We start from the raw sequence: 18,609 nt of genomic DNA, 5'->3' as shown, positions 1-18,609 counted from the left end.
CACCACAACCACCTCATATATGTGCCCTAAGAGGGTGCATACTTAGACGGATGTGGTGGACAAAGTTTTATTTTGCTGCCTCGATGGATTCCTTAGCGGCAGCCACGACAGCTTCCGAGGTGATACCGAATTCGCGGTACAGGGTCTTTGCATCGGCGGAGGCACCGAAGTGCTCTATAGATACGGCGCGGCCGGCGGTGCCGAGTAGGTCGTACCAGCTCATTGCCAGGCCAGCCTCAACGGAGACACGGGCGGCAACCGAGGAGGGCAGAACCGACTCGCGGTATTCTGCGTCCTGCTCAGCGAACCACTCACGCGAAGGCATGGAAACCACGCGAGCGGCGATGCCCTGCTCTGAGAGAGTTGCGCGGGCCTGAATGGCCAGCTCAACCTCAGAACCGGTAGCGATCAGGATGACGTCCGGGGTGCCCTCGGTATCAGCCATGATGTAGCCGCCGCGTGCGGTGCCCTCAGCGGAAGCGAACTTTTCGCCCTCAGCGTCTGCATGCACGTCTTCGCGAGCCCAGACGGGCAGGTTCTGGCGGGAGAGTACGATACCTGCGGGGCGATCGGACTTCTCCAGGATGGTGCGCCATGCGACGGCGGTTTCGTTAGCGTCCGCGGGGCGAACCACGTCGAAGCCGGGGATAGCGCGCAGGGCGGAGAGGTGCTCGATCGGCTGGTGGGTGGGGCCGTCCTCGCCCACACCAATGGAATCGTGGGTCCACACGTACACTGAGGGAACGCCCATCAGTGCGGAGAGGCGAACAGCCGGGCGCTGGTAGTCGGAGAACACGAAGAAGGTGCCCGAGAATGCGCGGGTGGGGGAGGAGAGCACAATACCGTTAACGATTGCTGCGGCAGCATGCTCACGAATACCGAAGTGCAGCACACGGCCGTAGGGGTTGCCGGTCCAGTCTTCGGTGCTGCGCGATGCCGGGTTGAAGGACTCTGCACCCTTGATAGTGGTCAGGTTTGAGCCAGCGAGGTCAGCGGAGCCGCCCCATAGTTCGGGGAAGGTGTCAGCAATAGCGTTGATGACAGTGCCGGATGCCGCACGGGTTGCCACGGAGGTGCCAGCCTCGAACACGGGGAAAGCACCCTTGTAATCTGCGGGCAGTTCGCCTGCAACGAGGCGCCTGTACAGTTCGGAGCGTTCAGGGTTTGCCTTGGCCCATGCCTCGAACTTCTCGTCCCATGCCTTGTGCGCCGCTGCGCCGCGCTCAACAAGCTGGCGGGTGTGTGCCAGCACGTTCTCCTCAATGAAGAAGCTCTTGGCGGGGTCAAAGCCGAGCAGTTCCTTAGTGGCAGCAACCTCATCGGCGCCGAGCTTGGAACCGTGTACTGCGCCGGTGTTCTGCTTAGTGGGGGCGGGGTAGCCGATGACGGTGCGCAGCTCAATGAAGGAGGGCTTGTCGGTGACAGCCTTCGCACGCTCAATAGCGGCGTACAGTTCTGCGACGTCCTCAACGTAGTCGCCGGTGCGGGTCCAGTCCACTCGCTGAACATCCCAGCCATAGGACTCGTAGCGCTTTGCTACATCCTCGGTGAATGCAACGTCGGTGTCCTCCTCAATGGAGATGTGGTTGCGGTCCCAGACGACAATCAGGTTGCCGAGCTCCTGGTGACCTGCGAGCGCGCACGCCTCGGCGGTGACGCCTTCCTGAACGTCACCCTCGGAGGCGATGACGTAGACGTGGTGATCGAAGGGGGAGGTGCCCGGTGCTGCTTCGGGGTCGAACATGCCGCGCATACGGCGCTGTGCGTAGGCGAAGCCAACGGCGGATGCCAGGCCCTGGCCGAGCGGGCCGGTGGTGATTTCTACACCCTTGGTGTGCTTGTATTCGGGGTGGCCGGGGGTGAGAGCACCCCAGGTGCGCAGGGCTTCCAGATCGCTCATTTCCAGGCCGTAGCCGCCGAGGAACAGCTGAGTGTACAGGGTGAGGGAGGTATGGCCGGGGGAGAGGATGAAGCGGTCACGGCCTTCCCAGCGGTCGTCGGCGGGATCCTGGTTCATGATCTTCTGGAAGAGTAGGTATGCGACCGGAGCCAGACTCATTGCGGTTCCGGGGTGACCGGATCCGACCTTTTCTACGGCGTCTGCAGCGAGGATACGTGCGGTATCTACGGCGCGCTGGTCGGTTTCTGTCCACTGGAAGTTCTCTGCCACGTGGGTGTCCTTTCACAATGTGAGTGGATGCGCCAGCAGGCTTGTGCTAGCGCGCTGTCCGTTGGGTGTAACGTGCCTTCGGGCGTGCTTATTCCCGCGCCGGGAGGTACCCCGGTAGGTGCGGTGAGCTGGGAGGTTTGTTTCGACCCTTTTGTTTTAACAGGATAGTTCAGGAGGCGGGATGATCCGATGTGTGAATGCAGACATTCACAGGATGATACGGGGATGGGGGGGTAATGCGAGGGTAAAGCGGGGGTGATGCGCCGTTATGGTGCAGGTTGTGGGGGGGGCTGCGCGGAGTTCGCGGTGTATATCTGAGCTGCATTTCTGAGCTTGTGGCTGAATATTGTTCAGTTTCGTAACATTTTTGTGTAATTGGTGAAGCTCATGTCAAGGTTGAGTAGCAAAGTTGTAGACCGAAACAGTGGTTGGGTCGGTCTACATCTCGGTGATTGAAGCCCCTCTTCCGCGTGGAAACCGTCGATTATCTTACTGTGGTTGTGAGATAAAAGGTTCTGGAGAAGAGGGCTTTTATTTCGTCCCGTAGCGTGTGTATTGTACGCGATCTAAGGGACGAAAGGTCAGTGTATAGGGCGCCGGATATGATCGGAACATATCCGGCGCCCACCTTTTTAACCTGCTTTTAACCTGTGATGACAAGAAGCGCTGTCTGCTCTTGTATTGTCTGCATTTACGCTGCTGCTAGTCGGACCACTTGAACTTGCGTGAGGCAATAAATCCAATGACCACGGTCCACACGATGATGACCCAGTGAGGGTCGGCAAGCCACTGGTGCTGAATGAAGTTGCCGCGCAACGCATCACCCAGAGCTGCCGAGGGTGACCAGGCCACAATTCCGGCGTACCAGTCAGGGAAGGAGTTCAGCGGGAACACGACACCGCCGGCACCGGCAAGAATTACCCAGGCAATATTCACGATGGCGAGGGTCGCCTCCGCACGCACCGTACCGGCAATGAGCAGACCCAGCGCCGTAAATGCGCCAGCACCCATAATCATCGTGATGATGGAGCGCGAGAGGGCGATAGCGTCCGGGCGCCACCCCAGGCCGTACCCGAGCGCCGCAACCAGGGTGAACTGAATCGCCACGACCACCAGCACCGCAATACACTTGCCCATAATCAGGCCGTCACGGCCCAGGGGAGTGGTCGCCAGGAACCGCAGCACGCCGTAGCGACGGTCAAAACCGGTAGCAATGCCCTGACCCGACAGCGCCGTAGAAATCACGCAGAGCGCCAGAACGCCGGGGACCGCCGCATCCATGCGGGAGACCCCCACCGAGTTCGCGTATTCATCAATCAGACCGGTGAACCGCAGGGCAATGAGCGCCATGACGGGAAAAATAATGTTGAGCATCAGCTGCTCGCCGTTGCGTAGCATCGCCATGGTTTCGTAGCGGCCCTGCTCAATCACGCGCACGAGCGGGTAGTTCGCACGCGGGGGAATGTACTCCTCATCTTCGTCAATAGAAGAGACCTTGGGGCGGAGGTTCGCGGCGTGTTCTTCCATTAGGTTCCCCTCTGCGCGGTTCTCTTCTATCGGGTTTTGAGCAGTCCGTTTGTTGTCGGTGCGTGCGGTGTTGCTCATCGGATATCACGTCCTGAAATGTCGAGGAAGACATCCTCAAGAGTCTTCGGTTCCATAGTGAGAGAAATCGGCATGAGATAGTGCTCGGCGAGTGCCGCGGTGAATGCCGCCAGGTGCTCGGGGCGTAGCGCACCGACCAGCTCATACTCGCCGGGCACGGATGGGGTGCCGTCACGAGCCGGGGTGTAGGGCACCTTCTCGATGAGCTCCACACCGGCACGCAGATGCGCGGGCAGTAGCTGCTCACAGGTGAGGGTGGGCGCGTTCAGACTGTACTGCAGACGGTTCGTGCCGTCGCTGGCGATGAGCTCGGAAACGGTACCCTCCTGAACCGTGGCGCCGTTTTCAATGATGTACACGTAGTCGGCGAGCTTCTGTGCGTCGTCAATCAGGTGCGTGGTGAGCACAATGGCGGTGCCGAGTTCACGCTGTTCACGAATGATGTCGAAGACGACGTTGCGTGATTGCGGATCCAGGCCCGCGGAGGGCTCGTCGAGGAAGAGCACGTCCGGGCGGCCGATGAGGGCTGCGGCAAGGGAGACGCGCTGCTTCTGACCACCCGAGAGGCGGCGAATAGTGGTGCCGTTGAATGTGTCAATACCAAGGCGTTCTGCGAGCTCTTCGACCGGGTACGGGTCGGTGTACATGGTCGAGATGTGTTCCAGTAACGGAATGGGGTGCATGGCGTTGGGCAGGCCGCCGTCCTGGAGCATAATGCCGACCTTAGCGCGCAGTTCTGGGTCCGCCTGCAGTGGGTTTTCTCCGAGGAGGCGTACGGTACCGCGGGTGGGTTTAAGTAGACCCTGCGCGCAAGCGAGAGTCGTGGTTTTACCGGCACCGTTGGCTCCGAGTAGGACAACCACCTCACCGGGGAAGACGCGCAGGTTGACCTTGTTGACGGCGCGGTAGAGCCCGCTGGCGGTGAGCCGTTCGGGGTATTTGGTGCGGAAGGCGCGTGAAGGTTTGAACTCTTTGATGAGGTCTTTAATGCTCAGCGCCGGTTCTTCAGCGACGGTGCGTCGTCGTGCGGTGGGTGAGGCGCTGGGCTCTGTGTGGTGCTCAGTGTGTGCTGTTGGTGCGGCGGATGCACGCCCCGGGTGATTCTGCTGGCCCGCGGTGGTGGTCTCCATAAACTGTCACTTTCGATTTTTTCGATGAATGAGAGTGTGTGTTCCTTCATCTTATGCCCTAACTCACGTTTAAAGCACGCTCGGTACGACTCAAAACTTCACCTTAAGGTAGAAAAGTTAGCAAGTAGGGGTACCTAACTAGCCAAAGAAAAACTAATTAGGACATACTTTATTTGTGTATTCCGTGAATAAGACCCCTCAGCGTGCCTCAATGAACGAGGCGCAGACCCGAAACGGCGCCCGAACCGCCGCCTCGGGCTCTACTGGTGCTTCCAGTACAAAGTCCTCCGCGGCACGCACATCCAAACGCAAAGCCGAGGCAGAAGAACGCACCAGGGACCGTGTCCTACGCGAAGTCCTCAACAACGGCCCCGTATCCGCCGCAACCCTCGGTGAGCTCCTCAGTCTCACCCCCGCAGCAGTACGCCGCCACCTCGATGCCCTCGAATCCAACAATATGATTGAGGTCGCGCCCATCAAAAAGCACGGCGCCGGAGCTGGACGACCCGCCCGCCGCTACGTTATCGCCCCTCAGGGCCACGAACGCCTCGGCAACGATTACCTCCTCATCGCCCGCAATGCCTTGCAAATGCTCCGCGACACGGTCGGACAGGAAGCTCTCGAAGCTTTCGCATCCGCCCGCGCCGCAGACATGGAAGCCCGCTACCGCCCCATCGTAGAAGCCGCCGGTGACGATGTAGCAGCCCGAGCACAGGCGCTCGCAGAGGCAATGAGCAAGGACGGCTTTGTGGCAACCGCTCAGGTTACCGCACCTCCTGCAGGACGCACCGTTCCCGAGCATTTCCTTGCAAGTATTCAGCTCTGTCAGGGGCACTGCCCGGTACGCGACCTCGCTGGAGACTTTCAAGTGTTCTGCGAGCAGGAAACCGGGATTATTTCTGACCTGCTCGGCGTTGATGTCCGTAGGCTGTCAACCATGGCTTCGGGTGCTCATGTGTGTACCACGCACGTGCCCCTGAACCGCGTCACCGCCGAGAGTGAGAAGAACACAGAAGAATCCGCAGAGGAACCTTCCGTGTAACGATCACGCAGTACCCAGCGGCGCACCCCGATGAACCCCTCAAGGGTGCGACCCGCACGCTGAACCCCGCCCGCAACCACACCGCATCACGCATTGTGGTTGAGTGCGGCGTCAGCCCCCTCAACTACCGCACCTGTAACCGGCAGGTGCCGGCGAGAAATGTAATAACCATCGAAGAAAGGCCGTAATGACTGAGAAAGTTGGGCAGAACGCCAACGACACCGTCATTTCAGAGATCCTGGAGATGAACCCCGAACTCGAGGGCATTGGCAACTACGAGTACGGTTGGGCAGACTCCGACGAAGCAGGCCAGGTAGCAAAGCGCGGCCTGGATGAGAACGTCGTGCGTGACATCTCTGCAAAGAAGAACGAACCCCAGTGGATGCTGGATATGCGTCTGAAGGCGCTGAAGTTCTTCGAGCGTAAGCCTATGCCCACCTGGGGTGCGGATCTTTCCGAAATCGACTTCGACAACATTAAGTACTTCGTGCGCTCGACCGAGGGTCAGGCGACCTCTTGGGAGGAGCTGCCCGAGGACATCCGCACCACCTATGAGCGCCTGGGCATTCCCGAGGCGGAGCGTAACTCCCTCGTCGCGGGTGTGGCTGCACAGTACGAGTCTGAGGTTGTGTACCACCAGATCCGTGAGGACCTGGAGCAGCAGGGCGTGATCTTCGTCGACACCGACACCGGTCTGCGCGAATACCCTGAACTGTTCAAGGAATACTTCGGCTCCATCATCCCGATTGGCGACAACAAGTTCTCCGCACTGAACACCGCCGTATGGTCCGGTGGCTCCTTCGTGTACGTTCCCCCGGGAGTTCACGTGGAGATCCCGCTGCAGGCGTACTTCCGCATTAACACTGAGAACATGGGCCAGTTCGAACGCACCCTGATCATTGCGGACGAAGGCTCCTATGTTCACTACATTGAGGGCTGCACCGCCCCCATCTACAAGTCCGACTCCCTGCACTCCGCAGTGGTTGAGATTGTGCTGAAGAAGAACGCACGCGTTCGCTACACCACCATCCAGAACTGGTCGAACAACGTCTACAACCTGGTGACCAAGCGTGCGGTTGCGCACGAGGGCGCCACCATGGAATGGGTGGACGGCAACATTGGCTCCAAGGTCACCCAGAAGTACCCGGCTGTTTACATGGTCGGCGAGCACGCTAAGGGTGAGACCCTATCCATCGCATTCGCGGGCGAGGGCCAGCACCAGGACACCGGCTCGAAGATGGTTCACATTGCACCGAATACCTCCTCGACCATTGTGTCCAAGTCCGTGGCACGTAACGGCGGCCGTAGCGCATACCGCGGCCTGGTTCAGGTTCGTGAGGGCGCTAAGCACTCCAAGTCTTCCGTGGTCTGTGACGCACTGCTGGTGGACACCATCTCCCGCTCTGACACCTACCCCTACGTGGATGTGCGCGAGGACGATGTGACCATGGGGCACGAGGCGACCGTTTCCCGAGTCTCCGAGGACCAGCTGTTCTACCTGATGCAGCGCGGCCTGAGCGAAGAAGAAGCAATGGCAATGATTGTCCGCGGCTTCGTTGAGCCCATCGCACGTGAGCTGCCGATGGAGTACGCACTCGAACTGAACCGCCTGATCGAACTTCAGATGGAAGGATCTGTGGGCTAATGCCGACCAACGAAGAAACCCTGGGTTACCACTCCCCGATCATCCCCGGCATGGACCAGGAGGGCGAGAAGCTCGCCACCGAGTTCGCCCACGATGACACCCTGCTGCGTGCCACCGAGGAACACCACCAGGGCTCAAACCCGAACAACATCCAGAAGGTACTCGAAGCATCCCGTGCAGAGCGTAAGACCTCCTACAAGGTGGAGGACTTCGCACCCCTGACCGGTCGTGAAGAGGACTGGCGCTTCACCCCGCTGAAGCGTCTGGGTGGCCTGCACCTGGAGAAGCTGACCGGCACCGCACCGGCACCGCAGATTACTGCATCCGAGCAGGTTCAGGTTGAGACCGTCTCCCGTGAGGATGCACGCATCGGCTCCGCAGGTATCCCTGAGGACCGTGTGGCAGCGAACGCGTGGTCCAGCTTCACCGAAGCAACCGTGGTGACCATCCCCGCCGAAACTGAACTGGCTGAGCACGTGGAAATCGACGTCACCGGCACCGGCAACGAGCCTGCCGCGCAGCACATCGTGATTGAGGCTAAGCCCTTCTCGAAGGCTGTTGTGGTTCTGCGCCACACTGGCTCCACCGTCCTGGCACAGAATGTTGAGTTTGTGGTGAACGACGAGGCTGAGCTGAATGTTGTTTCCGTGCAGCAGTGGGCTGACGACGCAATCCACGCCTCCGCACACTACGCTAAGCTGGGCCGCAACGCACGCTTCAAGCACGTTGTGGTGTCCCTCGGCGGCGACCTGGTGCGCGTGACCCCCTCCACCAAGTTCACCGCTCCCGGTGCTGAGACTGAAATGTACGGTCTGTACTTCGTAGATGCAGGTCAGCACATTGAGTCCCGCCTGTTCGTGGACCACTCCGTACCCAACTGCAAGTCCCGCGTGACCTACAAGGGCGCGCTGCAGGGCAAGGGTGCACACTCCGTATGGGTTGGTGACGTTCTGATTGGTAAGGATGCAGAAGGCACCGACACCTACGAGCTGAACCGTAACCTGCTGCTGGAAGTTGGCCCCCGCGCCGATTCCGTGCCGAACCTGGAGATTGAGACCGGCCTAATTGAGGGCGCCGGCCATGCATCCACCACCGGCCAGCTCGATGAGCAGCACCTGTGGTACTTGCAGGCTCGCGGTATTCCGGAGGCAGAGGCACGCCGTCTGGTCGTGCGCGGCTTCCTGAACGAGATCATTCAGCAGATTCGTGTTCCCGAACTTGAAGAGCAGCTCACCGAGGCCCTTGAGGCAGAGCTCGCCCTCAGCAATAACTAAGCTTTACCAGGAGAAATCAATGTCTACTCTTGAAATCAAGGACCTTCACGTCTCGGTTATCCTCGACGACGAAACCACCAAGCCCATCCTGAAGGGCGTTAACCTGACCATCAACTCGGGCGAGATTCACGCAATCATGGGCCCGAACGGTTCCGGTAAGTCCACTCTGGCTTCCACCATTGCTGGCCACCCCAAGTACCAGGTTGACTCCGGTCAGATCCTGCTCGACGGTGAGGACATCACCGAGATGAGCGTGGACGAGCGTGCACGCGCAGGCCTGTTCCTGGCTATGCAGTACCCGGTTGAGATCCCCGGTGTGACCATGTCCAACTTCCTGCGTTCCGCTAAGACCGCTGTGGACGGCAAGGCTCCCTCCCTGCGTACCTGGACCAAGGACGTTAAGGAAGCCATGAAGAACCTGGAGATTGACCCCGCGTTCATCGCACGTAACGTGAACGAGGGCTTCTCCGGTGGTGAGAAGAAGCGCCACGAGATCCTTCAGCTGGAGCTGCTCAAGCCCAAGTTCGGCATCCTGGACGAGACCGACTCCGGTCTGGACGTTGACGCACTGAAGATCGTTTCTGAGGGCGTGAACCGTGCGCACGACGAGAACGACATGGGCGTCATGCTGATTACCCACTACACCCGCATCCTTCGCTACATCAAGCCGCAGTTCGTGCACGTGTTCGTGGACGGCAAGATGGTTGACCAGGGCGGCCCCGAGCTGGCTGACCGCCTGGAAGAAGAGGGCTACGTAGCTTACGTGGGTAAGAAGTAAGCTTCTTCTCCTTACCGGATTCTGACAGAAAGATAGAACTATGACTGAGACTGTGCAGGGTCGTGTTCCTCAGGAAGAAATTGAGGAAACCCTCAAGGAGGTCATTGACCCGGAGCTCGGCGTCAATATTGTTGACCTCGGTCTGCTCTACGGTCTGCGCTGGGATGAGGATGGAACCCTCATTCTGGACCTGACTCTGACCACCGCAGCGTGCCCGCTGCAGGAGGTTATTGAGGAGCAGGTTCAGGCTAACCTGGATAACCTGGTTGATTCTTGGCGTGTGAACTGGGTTTGGATGCCGCCGTGGGGTCCGGAGCGTATTACTGAGGACGGCCGCGATATGATGCGCGCGCTGGGCTTCAACATCTAAGCTCCTGACTCGCAGATAAGATACCCGCCCGGTGCGGAAGGTGTATGCCTTCGGCACCGGGCGGGTATTTTTGTGCGTTTTTACATGAAGTGAATGTGTGGTCTTAATCCCAGATTTAAAAGTAATTTAATAATGGTAGTGATGTATTTTGCTGAAACAACTAGGACGCTTTGACTTTGGGGGGGGGCGAGTATATTTCCTTGTGAATCATACACTCACATCATATTAGGCTCTCATGCAACGGTTGCTTGAGGAAAGCCGAAAGGAAATCATGGCACAAAAGATTATTGCCGCTGACGGTTCTGTCTACGTTAAGAAGAAGCCCTTCTACCTCCGTTGGTGGTTTATCACTCTCGTTATTCTTGTTCTTCTTGGTGGTTGCGCTTCAATAATGGGCGGTGGCTCCAGCAAGTCTACGAGTGCTTCTTCGTCTTCGGCAGCTGCTGATTCTTCTTCTGTTACTAATGAGAATTCTCAGGGAACTGGTACTGAGTCTTCTACCGTAGCTGGGGCGGAATCTAACGCAAAGCAGAACGATAACAGCGTTCCTAGCGAATATAAGTCTGCTTTGAAGAAGGCGGAGTCTTATTCTCGCACCATGCACATGTCCAAGCAGGGTATCTACAACCAGCTCACCAGTGAATTTGAAAAGTTCACTCCTGAAGCAGCTCAGTACGCTGTAGACAACATGAAGGCTGACTGGAACGCAAACGCCCTGGAAAAGGCGAAAAGCTACCAGAAGACGATGAACATGTCTCCTGAAGCAATCCGTTCTCAGCTGACTTCCTCGTTTGAAGGATTCACCGAGGAAGAAGCGGAGTACGCAGTCTCTCACCTGAGCTAATTCAATAGATGATTCATAGAAGCCGCCCGGCATGGAACACATTCCATACCGGGCGGCTTCTATATGGTCAGCTTTGAACCTAGTCGTTCAGGTGCAGTAGCTTTAGCGAGTGTTCGTACTTAATCATCAGGGTCGAGCGGGTCGGCTCCGGCAACAGAGCCAAACGCTGCGGGTCAGTATTATCCGCAATATCGGCAAGCTTCACCAGACGAGCCAAATCATTCACACGCACCCGGCTCAGATACGACTCACGCGACTCACCCGGGCGGTGGGTCAAGGCATCAATCGCATCCACAATACGCGCCGAGAAGTGACGGGCCAGATATGCGAGGGAAACGCCGGTATCCTCCACCGTGTCATGCAGCAGCGCCACAATCTGCGCTTCAGCCTTCAGCTCCTCCAAAGAGGTATCAGGGTGAGTTGCGGCAGCCAACTCACACACAAGCTTACGCGCCCCAAGAGCCACACGGCGGGGGTGGGAGATATAGGGCCAGCCATTATGGTCAGTCTGCCCCTCATGCGCCTTATCAGCGATGCTGTCTGCCAGGCGAACCATCTCTTTGTAGTAGTTATTCGACATGAGAACCTCCGTTGGTTTGAACTCCTGCGAGTTGATGGTCCCAGCGTCGTTTTCCGTACCAATGCGGCACGGGTGGTAGCTGGTACCAACACTTTACTCCAGCAGCTATGCGGCAGCGGCGGAACTCGCCCGAGACGCTCTTAATACGTCAAATATGACGCGCCGAAGAAGAAAATAGGGTGTTTTTCCTTCTGAAATTGTGGGTTTGGTGCCCTTTCTGCCGTGTATCTGCGGTTGATAACAGGCATTCAGGCGGCGCCCGCCACCTCCACAAAAGTGTCCGCCGAACCCTTTGACACCGCCCGGTGTAACTCGCCCAAAATCTCATATGGTGGCGAAAAATTTCTAACTTTTTCTGGCGAAAACAGGTGCGCAAACCGCCCAACACAAAGGCAGTTTAAGCGTGTTTAGCACACACCGATACACACTCATCACACGAAAAAATCGCGTGCCCTCCGCGCCCTGCTGAAACATCCAAAAACCCATATTTTTGTGCGAAAATAGGCGATAAACTGGGGGCAACCAAACATCGGAGAAAACCATGGCAGAGCTCTATGAGCGCTTCATCGCCTTGTATCCCTACCCACACGAGCGAATCCGCCACGGCGCCCCACGAGCCGAACTTAACCGGCGATACCTCGAACACCTCCACGAGGGCAAGAACCGGGGAACAACCCCCATCGTGGTTGCCCTCGACCCGACCCTGCTCGGGACCATCGAGAATAACGTATCCCTGCGTACCTTAACCCCCGTGCAGGACCTCACCGCCGACACCATCAAACGGTACGCACATGACCTCCTCACCGACCAGCATCATTACGTGGACCAGTTCGGTGTAGAAGTTGCTGCGCACGAAGCTTTCCGGCGCCTGAACGAGAACGCCTACCGACAGACGTATTGCCGCCTCATGAAAAACGGCGAACTCGACGAAGAGGATATTAGCACGCCCCTGAAAGCAGAGTATCCTTTCGAACTGACCGCCGGCATCATCAATGAGAAGGTCAAATCCACCGACATTGACAGCGCCGCGGAACTGCTCATCATGGACCTGCCGCTGCGGGACGCCTCCGGGGTGTTTGCCTATCTACCCTTCGGCGGGTGGGACTCCAGCCCCAGCCCCGAAACGTTGCTGCTCATCGCCCTCTACTGGCTTGAACGCGATGATGCCTACCCGGCTGTTATCGCCTCGGACTTCATAGAGTTCTACACACCGGTACCGGTCGCCACCCGCCGCGATGCAGAAATCCTGGCGGTCGAGCACACGATGGTTTCCTCGGCGATGCCGGTGCGTGTCTATCGCGGCTTCGACAAGCTCGTGGAGGCGCTCTACGGCCAGCACGACTGGTATCTGTGGTGGGAGCAACTCCCCGCAGCCCTGGTGGTTGAAACTCCCTAAAAGCATCTGAAAATAAACCCGAGTTAAATGCGAAAGGGTGGGGTGAACTAAACGGTTCACCCCACCCCTTTTCGGATGTCTGCGCGGGTTCGTCCCAGGTTGTCGCGTTATGTCACTGTACTATTTCAGCTCATCCACGTGCCGCGCTCGCAACGCCTTCGCGGTCGCCGTCGCATAATCCACCGCCTGCACCACCCACGGAATCAGCAGCCGCCAATACATGCGCTTGGGCAGATTACGCGCCATCGCCGCCCTACGCAACGCACCCCAACGGTCCATAAGCGCCGGAATTGACCGAATCATCAACGCAATCAGCAGACCCAGACGCTCGGGAGAAAGACCCACGAAACGCAGCGGTGAACAGAGCCTCACAAAACCGTCAATCAGAACCGGCAGGGGAGTGCTCACCAGCAGGGCACGGGAAGCGTAGAAAGCGGTCAGCATGGTCGCGATAGCATCCGCGCCGGAGGCGTACTGATCCGTAAACACGTAATAGGCGACCATGATCAGTAGCAGCAGAGACAGCATGCGAACCACCAGCCACAGCTGGGAGGCAGGCACACCAGCCCACAACGCGCAGAGCGTGGACGCCACCAGCGCCACCAACGCCACCTGCCAGCTGGTCACCGCCAATAGCAGGAACAACCCAAAGAAGAGCGTGCCCTTGAGCCACAGCGGCACCCGATGCACCGGCGTATTCAACGGCTGGTAGAAACCCACCAGCATAGTACCGGGGTTGAAATCCGAGCCCTGGGAGGCGGGGCGAGGATTCACGCGCGGCGTGTTAGCGCCCATGCGCGCCTCCTGCCGAGTCCAGATCTTCGGTAGCGCCTTCGTTGGGGAACCCCTCGGCACACCAGGTGCGGTACTGTTGCACCAGCTGCGCCGCATCCCCCTGAGCGAGCAAACGGCCGTCATGAATAATCACGGCTTCATCGCAGGACGCCGCCAAATCCAGGTCGTGTGTGCTGAGCACCAGCATCTGATTCAGCGACTCCAAATGCTTCAGCAGCCGAGCGCGATTGCGCAAATCCAGTAGGGTAGTCGGCTCGTCAAGCAGAAGAATCTGCGGGCGTGCCGCCAGCACACTGGTGAGAGCAACCAGCTGCTTTTCGCCTCCTGAGAGGGTGAAAACGCTCTGGTCCTCCAGACGTTCGAGGCCGCGCTCACGGAGCAGTTCACGAATCCGTTCGCGGCGCTGCTCACCGCTGAGAGCACTACCTTCAACGGCTGCGGCACGGCGCAGGCTCAGGTCAATATCTTCGGCAACGGTGGGCATAATCAGCTGCGCCTCCGGCTGGGCGAAGAGCATGCCCACACCCTCAAAAGCGCCCTGCGAATTACCGCGAGCACCCTTCGAGCCGCGGCTCGGTGTCTCCAGGGTGTCGACACCGTTCACGCGCACAATACCTTCATCCGGGTAGGTGAGCCCATTGAAAAGCCCCAGTAGGGTGGACTTGCCACTACCGTTCAGACCCAGCACCGCGATACGCTTCGCCGTGAACCGCAGACTCACATCCTTGAGGATACGGCGATGCCCGCCTTCGGGCAGCTCGGTGAAAACACTCACCGATTCAAGCTCAAGGGCGGGCATGCTGGAAGAGGTGCTCACTGTCTGCTCGCCCTGTACCTGCTGCGGTGCAGGCTGGCGCGTGGAGCGGCGAAAAAACATAGCTATCCTCTCGTGCGGCATATTGTGTGCCTTTAACGCCGGGTAGAAGCCAGGGACGGGAAGGCGCGGCGTACCGACAAACCAACCAGAACCGCAATCGTGGACTTCACCAGATCCCAGGGAACGAATACCATTGCCGCGCTGAATGCGGCGTCAAAAGTCATGTGGGCGTTCACCATCATACCGGCGATACCGCAGGCGGTCAGAACCACAAAACCGCAGAAGTTCGCGATCAGAGCCATGAGGAAGGTCGCACCAACCGAACGGGTGTTGCGGGTGAACAGGTAGGCGAGGGTACCGGCAATAGCGGCGAAGGGCAGGAAGCCCAGTAGGTATCCTGCGCTCGGAGACGCAAGCGAACCCAAACCGGCGCCGCCCTTAGCGAAGATGGGCAGGCCAGCAAAACCAACCAGCAGGTACAGCGCTACGGAGGCGGTGGCACGCTTACCACCGAGGACCTGCGCGGTGATGTAAATGCCGAGGGTCTGGAAGGTGAAGGGAACCGCAACGCCACCCAAGCTGACGGCGGGCATGATGGCGAGCGCGGCGATGAAGCCCGCGAATACTGCGATGAGGGAGAGGTCGGTGGCGAGAGAGGTCTTTGCTGCTACGTTACTGCGCGGTACCTGGGTTGCCTGGGCTGATTCGCGTATGGAATCGGTCATTGGGGTAGTACTCCTTTGGTACATATTGCTCTGCAGATTTTTCTGCAGAGTTGAGAGTTGAGGGTAGCGGTGGTTGATTTGCTTGTTACAACCCAGTTTTTGAACAATGCTCTATGAATAGTGTTCGGTATGTATAGTACACCTCACACCACAAAAACAAAAGGTGCCCCACATGCGCACTCGGCACACCTGCACTAAAATTGATGAGGTGCTCCGCACGCTCGCCGCTTTTAGCCCGGTGAATCCCGCCTACAGAGCACTATCAATCCGCACACCAGACCGCCATCCGGAAAGGCACCCATGATTGCTGTACAGAACCTCGAATTGCGTGCAGGCGCGCGCCTGCTCATGGAAGAGGTTACCTTCCGCATCGATAGGGGCGACAAGATTGGCTTGGTGGGCCGTAACGGTGCCGGTAAGACCACTATGACTAAGGTGCTTGCCGGTCTGACCCTGCCCGCTGACGGTACGGTGACCCGCAGCGGCACTATCGGCTACCTTCCGCAGGACCCGAAGGTGGATGACATGAGCCAGCTGGCTCGTGATCGCATCCTCTCAGCGCGTGGCCTGGACGGTGTGGCACGCAAGATGCGTCAGGCGCAGGAAGACATGGCGAGCGAAGACCCGGCGCTGCGCGCTAAGGGTATGCGCCGCTACGACCGTCTTGAGGCTGAGTTCATTGCCGGTGGCGGCTATGCGGCGGAGTCGGAGGCGGCGGTCATCACCTCCAACCTGGACCTGCCGGAGCGTGTGCTCGCCCAGCCGCTGTCTACACTGTCGGGTGGTCAGCGTCGCCGCGTGGAGCTGGCGCGTATTCTCTTCTCCAACGCAGATACCATGCTGCTGGATGAGCCGACGAACCACCTGGATGCCGACTCTATTCTGTGGTTGCGTGACTTCTTGAAGAACTTCTCTGGTGGATTGCTGGTTATTAGCCACGATGTTGACCTGATGGAGCTGGTCGTCAATCGCGTCTTCTATCTGGACGCGAACCGCTGCGTAATTGACCAGTACAACATGGGCTGGAAGAACTACTTGCTTCAGCGTGAGCAGGATGAGCACCGCCGCAAGCGTGAGCGTGCGAATGCACAGAAGAAGGCGAATGCTCTGATGGAGCAGGCGAATAAGATGCGCGCCAAGGCGACGAAGGCTGTTGCTGCTCAGCAGATGATTAAGCGCGCCGAGAAGCTTCTGCGTGGCCTGGAGGAGGAGCGTCAGAGCGATAAGGTTGCGGCGATTCGCTTCCCGGATCCGGCGCCGTGTGGTAAAACCCCGCTCTCTGCGCAGGGCCTGTCGAAGTCCTACGGCTCTTTGGAGATTTTCACGGACGTTGATTTGGCGATTGACCGCGGTTCGCGCGTGGTGGTGCTGGGCCTGAACGGTGCCGGTAAGACCACTCTGTTGCGCATGCTGGCTGGCTCAACCCAGCCAGATACGGGTGAGGTTGTGTACGGTCACGGCGCGAAGCTGGGTTATTTCGCGCAGGAACACGAAATTCTTGATGGTGACCGCACTGTCTTTGAGAACATGAAGTCTGCCGCGCCGGATCTGGATGACACCCGCGTGCGTACGATTCTGGGTTCGTTCCTGTTCTCCGGTGATGACGTGGATAAGCCTGCTGGTGTGCTTTCCGGCGGCGAGAAGACCCGTCTGTCCCTGGCGACCCTGGTGGCATCGAGTGCGAACGTGCTACTGCTCGATGAACCGACTAACAACCTGGACCCCGCCTCACGTGAGGAGATTCTAAACGCGTTGAAGGCGTACCAGGGCGCCATTGTGATGGTTTCTCATGATGAGGGTGCAGTGGAGGCGCTGGATCCTGAGCGTGTGCTGCTTCTGCCGGATGCGGTGGAGGATTTATGGTCGAAGGAATACCAGGATTTGATTTCGCTAGCGTAAAGCACTATTTGCTGGCGTAAAAGCCTGGGGAGGCTCCGGTGCCGTGTAGCGCCGGGGCCTTTTTTGTGTGTATTAGGCGTTGTTTTATCGTTCGCGGCGTATTTTTTGTGTTCTGAAAATATGTTGTGGAGATATATTGTCGGTATTTTTCTCGTGAATAGCGCCGAAAAATATGACCTGACCCGTGGGTTTGTATTGTTTTCTGAGCGTATATGCTGTTATTGCGTTCCCATGCATGTGATTTGTGGGTTCTGGCATATGAAACTTGCAGCCTATTTGACGGGAAATAATGTTGCCTTGTGGGTTATTCTGAGGGAAAGAAAAGCTCCTGGGCGGTATTTCAGGGGGTCTGTGTGGGCTTTTTGAATTTTTCATGTGTCTCTACATACATTGTGGGAAAAATAGTAGAAACACAACATGTATGGGGCGTAGACTTGTAACTGTTCCCGCGGTTGCGAGGACGCAAATGCGAACATATAGGGCTCACTGTCGATGGTGAGCTAACGCGGGGGAGAAGAGATTCCCGCCCGCTCACGAAGGAGAATTGCCAATGCACAACACTGAGTTCGAGAAGTACCCCACCTCCGGTGAAGAGAACGTTGAGGTTGACGTCTTCTGGCCCATCCAGGACGCTTAATCTCTCACCCCGATAGGTCGGGATAAGGATTAGAAAAGCGCCCCGCCGCTTCCGTAGGGAAGTGACGGGGCGCTTTTCTGTCCTCATTGAGAATTTAGTTATGCGGCGTGAATACCCAGCCCAAACATTTGCAGGGGGTATTCGGTAAAGCCCATCATGGCTGCCGCGTACCAGGCGACGTACCCGGTCAGCGCTAGAACGAGCGCCTTCTCGCGTACGCTGCCAGCATCACCCAGGAGTGGCAGTGCTATGTAGCCGCTCTTTTTCCATAGGGGAGAAGCCACTAGGGGCTTGATAACGATGGGGTAGAGGGGCAGTAGGCCGCGGGTTGTCAGCAGGTCGCCCATCAGGTGAATGGTGGCGCCGACAGAAATAGCCCAGGGGAGCAGTGCCAGCGAATCGGTTGTATAGGCGGCGTACCCGAGGGCAACGGCACCGATCCATCCACCCGGTGCACCGAGCACGCGCAAGGCTAGACCGCCCGAGAATGCAGCAAGAAGTAGTGAAGCCCAGGGGATTCCGTTGTAGCTCAGGTTGGCGCTGAAATAGGCAATTGCCCAGAAGACTACCAGGCCCAAAATAGAGTGTGTTCCCTTGCGGTGTCCGCCACTGACTGCCCCGACAATGCGTGCCACACAGCGTGAAATGGGCGGAATGGAGTTGGCGATACTGCCGTTGTGGTGGTCAATATCCGGCAGCATGCCGGCACCGGCACAAGCCAGGGTGGTCACAATGAGAGTGGGGGTATCGGGAACCTGCACCACTCCCGTCTCGACGAGCACTAGCCAGCCAGCTGTGGCACTGACAGTGTGCGAATAGCCCATCATGGGGAGGTGCCTCCTTGGTGTGATTGCTCAGCGAGTGTGATTGCCTAGGTGCCGGGATGCTCCCCCGAACTCATT

16 protein-coding genes are annotated in these 18,609 nt (G+C 58.2%); 8 read left to right on the top strand and 8 right to left on the bottom strand.

Annotated elements, in window-relative coordinates; translation table 11 throughout:
• Positions 1-67 precede the first annotated feature (67 nt).
• The 3 genes from tkt to ACUXHH_RS04750 form a co-directional block, all read right to left on the bottom strand.
• On the bottom strand, positions 68-2,170 hold the full coding sequence (tkt, locus tag ACUXHH_RS04760; RefSeq protein ID WP_279739805.1) for a transketolase: 2,103 nt from the start codon (positions 2,168-2,170) through the stop codon (positions 68-70).
• A 702-nt stretch (positions 2,171-2,872) separates the two neighbouring features.
• The gene (locus tag ACUXHH_RS04755; RefSeq protein ID WP_279754900.1) at positions 2,873-3,775 is read right to left on the bottom strand and encodes an ABC transporter permease; all 903 of its coding nucleotides are present in this window, start codon (positions 3,773-3,775) and stop codon (positions 2,873-2,875) included.
• On the bottom strand, positions 3,772-4,905 hold the full coding sequence (locus ACUXHH_RS04750; protein WP_458390921.1) for an ABC transporter ATP-binding protein: 1,134 nt from the start codon (positions 4,903-4,905) through the stop codon (positions 3,772-3,774). The genes ACUXHH_RS04755 and ACUXHH_RS04750 overlap by 4 nt, the downstream gene beginning before the upstream one ends.
• 175 nt (positions 4,906-5,080) lie before the next feature.
• Here ACUXHH_RS04750 and ACUXHH_RS04745 point away from each other — a divergent pair, with 175 nt between their 5' ends.
• The 6 genes from ACUXHH_RS04745 (at position 5,081) to ACUXHH_RS04720 (ending at position 10,858) form a co-directional block, all read left to right on the top strand.
• On the top strand, positions 5,081-5,947 hold the full coding sequence (locus tag ACUXHH_RS04745) for a helix-turn-helix transcriptional regulator (RefSeq protein ID WP_279739812.1): 867 nt from the start codon (positions 5,081-5,083) through the stop codon (positions 5,945-5,947).
• Between the two features lie 187 nt (positions 5,948-6,134).
• Entirely contained in the window at positions 6,135-7,592 is a 1,458-nt protein-coding gene (sufB, locus tag ACUXHH_RS04740; RefSeq protein WP_049337647.1) for a Fe-S cluster assembly protein SufB, read from the top strand.
• On the top strand, positions 7,592-8,866 hold the full coding sequence (gene sufD / locus ACUXHH_RS04735; protein ID WP_458390920.1) for a Fe-S cluster assembly protein SufD: 1,275 nt from the start codon (positions 7,592-7,594) through the stop codon (positions 8,864-8,866). Before sufB ends, sufD begins: the two co-directional genes overlap by 1 nt.
• A 19-nt stretch (positions 8,867-8,885) precedes the next feature.
• Positions 8,886-9,644 (top strand): Fe-S cluster assembly ATPase SufC, encoded by a 759-nt coding sequence (sufC, locus tag ACUXHH_RS04730; RefSeq protein ID WP_005506105.1) that lies wholly within the window; start codon positions 8,886-8,888, stop codon positions 9,642-9,644.
• Between the two features lie 40 nt (positions 9,645-9,684).
• Positions 9,685-10,014: a metal-sulfur cluster assembly factor gene (locus ACUXHH_RS04725; RefSeq protein WP_279739823.1), complete on the top strand. Its 330-nt coding sequence runs from the start codon at positions 9,685-9,687 to the stop codon at positions 10,012-10,014.
• A gap of 271 nt (positions 10,015-10,285) precedes the next feature.
• Positions 10,286-10,858, top strand: a complete 573-nt coding sequence (locus ACUXHH_RS04720) for an Ltp family lipoprotein (protein WP_458390919.1) — start codon at positions 10,286-10,288, stop codon at positions 10,856-10,858.
• Positions 10,859-10,937: 79 nt separating this feature from the next.
• Here ACUXHH_RS04720 and ACUXHH_RS04715 read toward each other — a convergent pair whose 3' ends face one another.
• Positions 10,938-11,438 (bottom strand): HD domain-containing protein, encoded by a 501-nt coding sequence (locus tag ACUXHH_RS04715; protein ID WP_458390918.1) that lies wholly within the window; start codon positions 11,436-11,438, stop codon positions 10,938-10,940.
• Between the two features lie 541 nt (positions 11,439-11,979).
• On the opposite strand from ACUXHH_RS04715, the gene ACUXHH_RS04710 reads away from it, so the two are divergent.
• Positions 11,980-12,834, top strand: a complete 855-nt coding sequence (locus tag ACUXHH_RS04710) for a DUF4253 domain-containing protein (protein ID WP_279754903.1) — start codon at positions 11,980-11,982, stop codon at positions 12,832-12,834.
• A 120-nt stretch (positions 12,835-12,954) separates the two neighbouring features.
• Here ACUXHH_RS04710 and ACUXHH_RS04705 read toward each other — a convergent pair whose 3' ends face one another.
• The 3 genes from ACUXHH_RS04705 to ACUXHH_RS04695 are packed head-to-tail and all read right to left on the bottom strand — an operon-like array spanning position 12,955 to position 15,171.
• Positions 12,955-13,629 (bottom strand): energy-coupling factor transporter transmembrane protein EcfT, encoded by a 675-nt coding sequence (locus ACUXHH_RS04705; protein WP_314078953.1) that lies wholly within the window; start codon positions 13,627-13,629, stop codon positions 12,955-12,957.
• On the bottom strand, positions 13,619-14,506 hold the full coding sequence (locus ACUXHH_RS04700; protein ID WP_279789114.1) for an energy-coupling factor ABC transporter ATP-binding protein: 888 nt from the start codon (positions 14,504-14,506) through the stop codon (positions 13,619-13,621). Before ACUXHH_RS04700 ends, ACUXHH_RS04705 begins: the two co-directional genes overlap by 11 nt.
• Before the next feature lie 32 nt (positions 14,507-14,538).
• Positions 14,539-15,171, bottom strand: coding sequence for a biotin transporter BioY (locus ACUXHH_RS04695; protein ID WP_279739835.1), 633 nt, complete (start codon positions 15,169-15,171; stop codon positions 14,539-14,541).
• A 300-nt stretch (positions 15,172-15,471) separates the two neighbouring features.
• Here ACUXHH_RS04695 and ACUXHH_RS04690 point away from each other — a divergent pair, with 300 nt between their 5' ends.
• Positions 15,472-17,070 (top strand): ABC-F family ATP-binding cassette domain-containing protein, encoded by a 1,599-nt coding sequence (locus tag ACUXHH_RS04690; protein WP_279739836.1) that lies wholly within the window; start codon positions 15,472-15,474, stop codon positions 17,068-17,070.
• A 735-nt stretch (positions 17,071-17,805) separates the two neighbouring features.
• On the opposite strand, the gene ACUXHH_RS04685 is transcribed toward ACUXHH_RS04690, so the two are convergent.
• On the bottom strand, positions 17,806-18,534 hold the full coding sequence (locus tag ACUXHH_RS04685; RefSeq protein ID WP_279739838.1) for a metal-dependent hydrolase: 729 nt from the start codon (positions 18,532-18,534) through the stop codon (positions 17,806-17,808).
• Positions 18,535-18,609: the final 75 nt, after the last annotated feature.

The sequence above is a fragment of the Rothia sp. 110740021-2 genome (genome assembly GCF_054263775.1).
The sequence above is the reverse complement of the archived record's forward strand: the minus strand, read 5'-3'. Positions and strand labels throughout refer to the sequence as shown.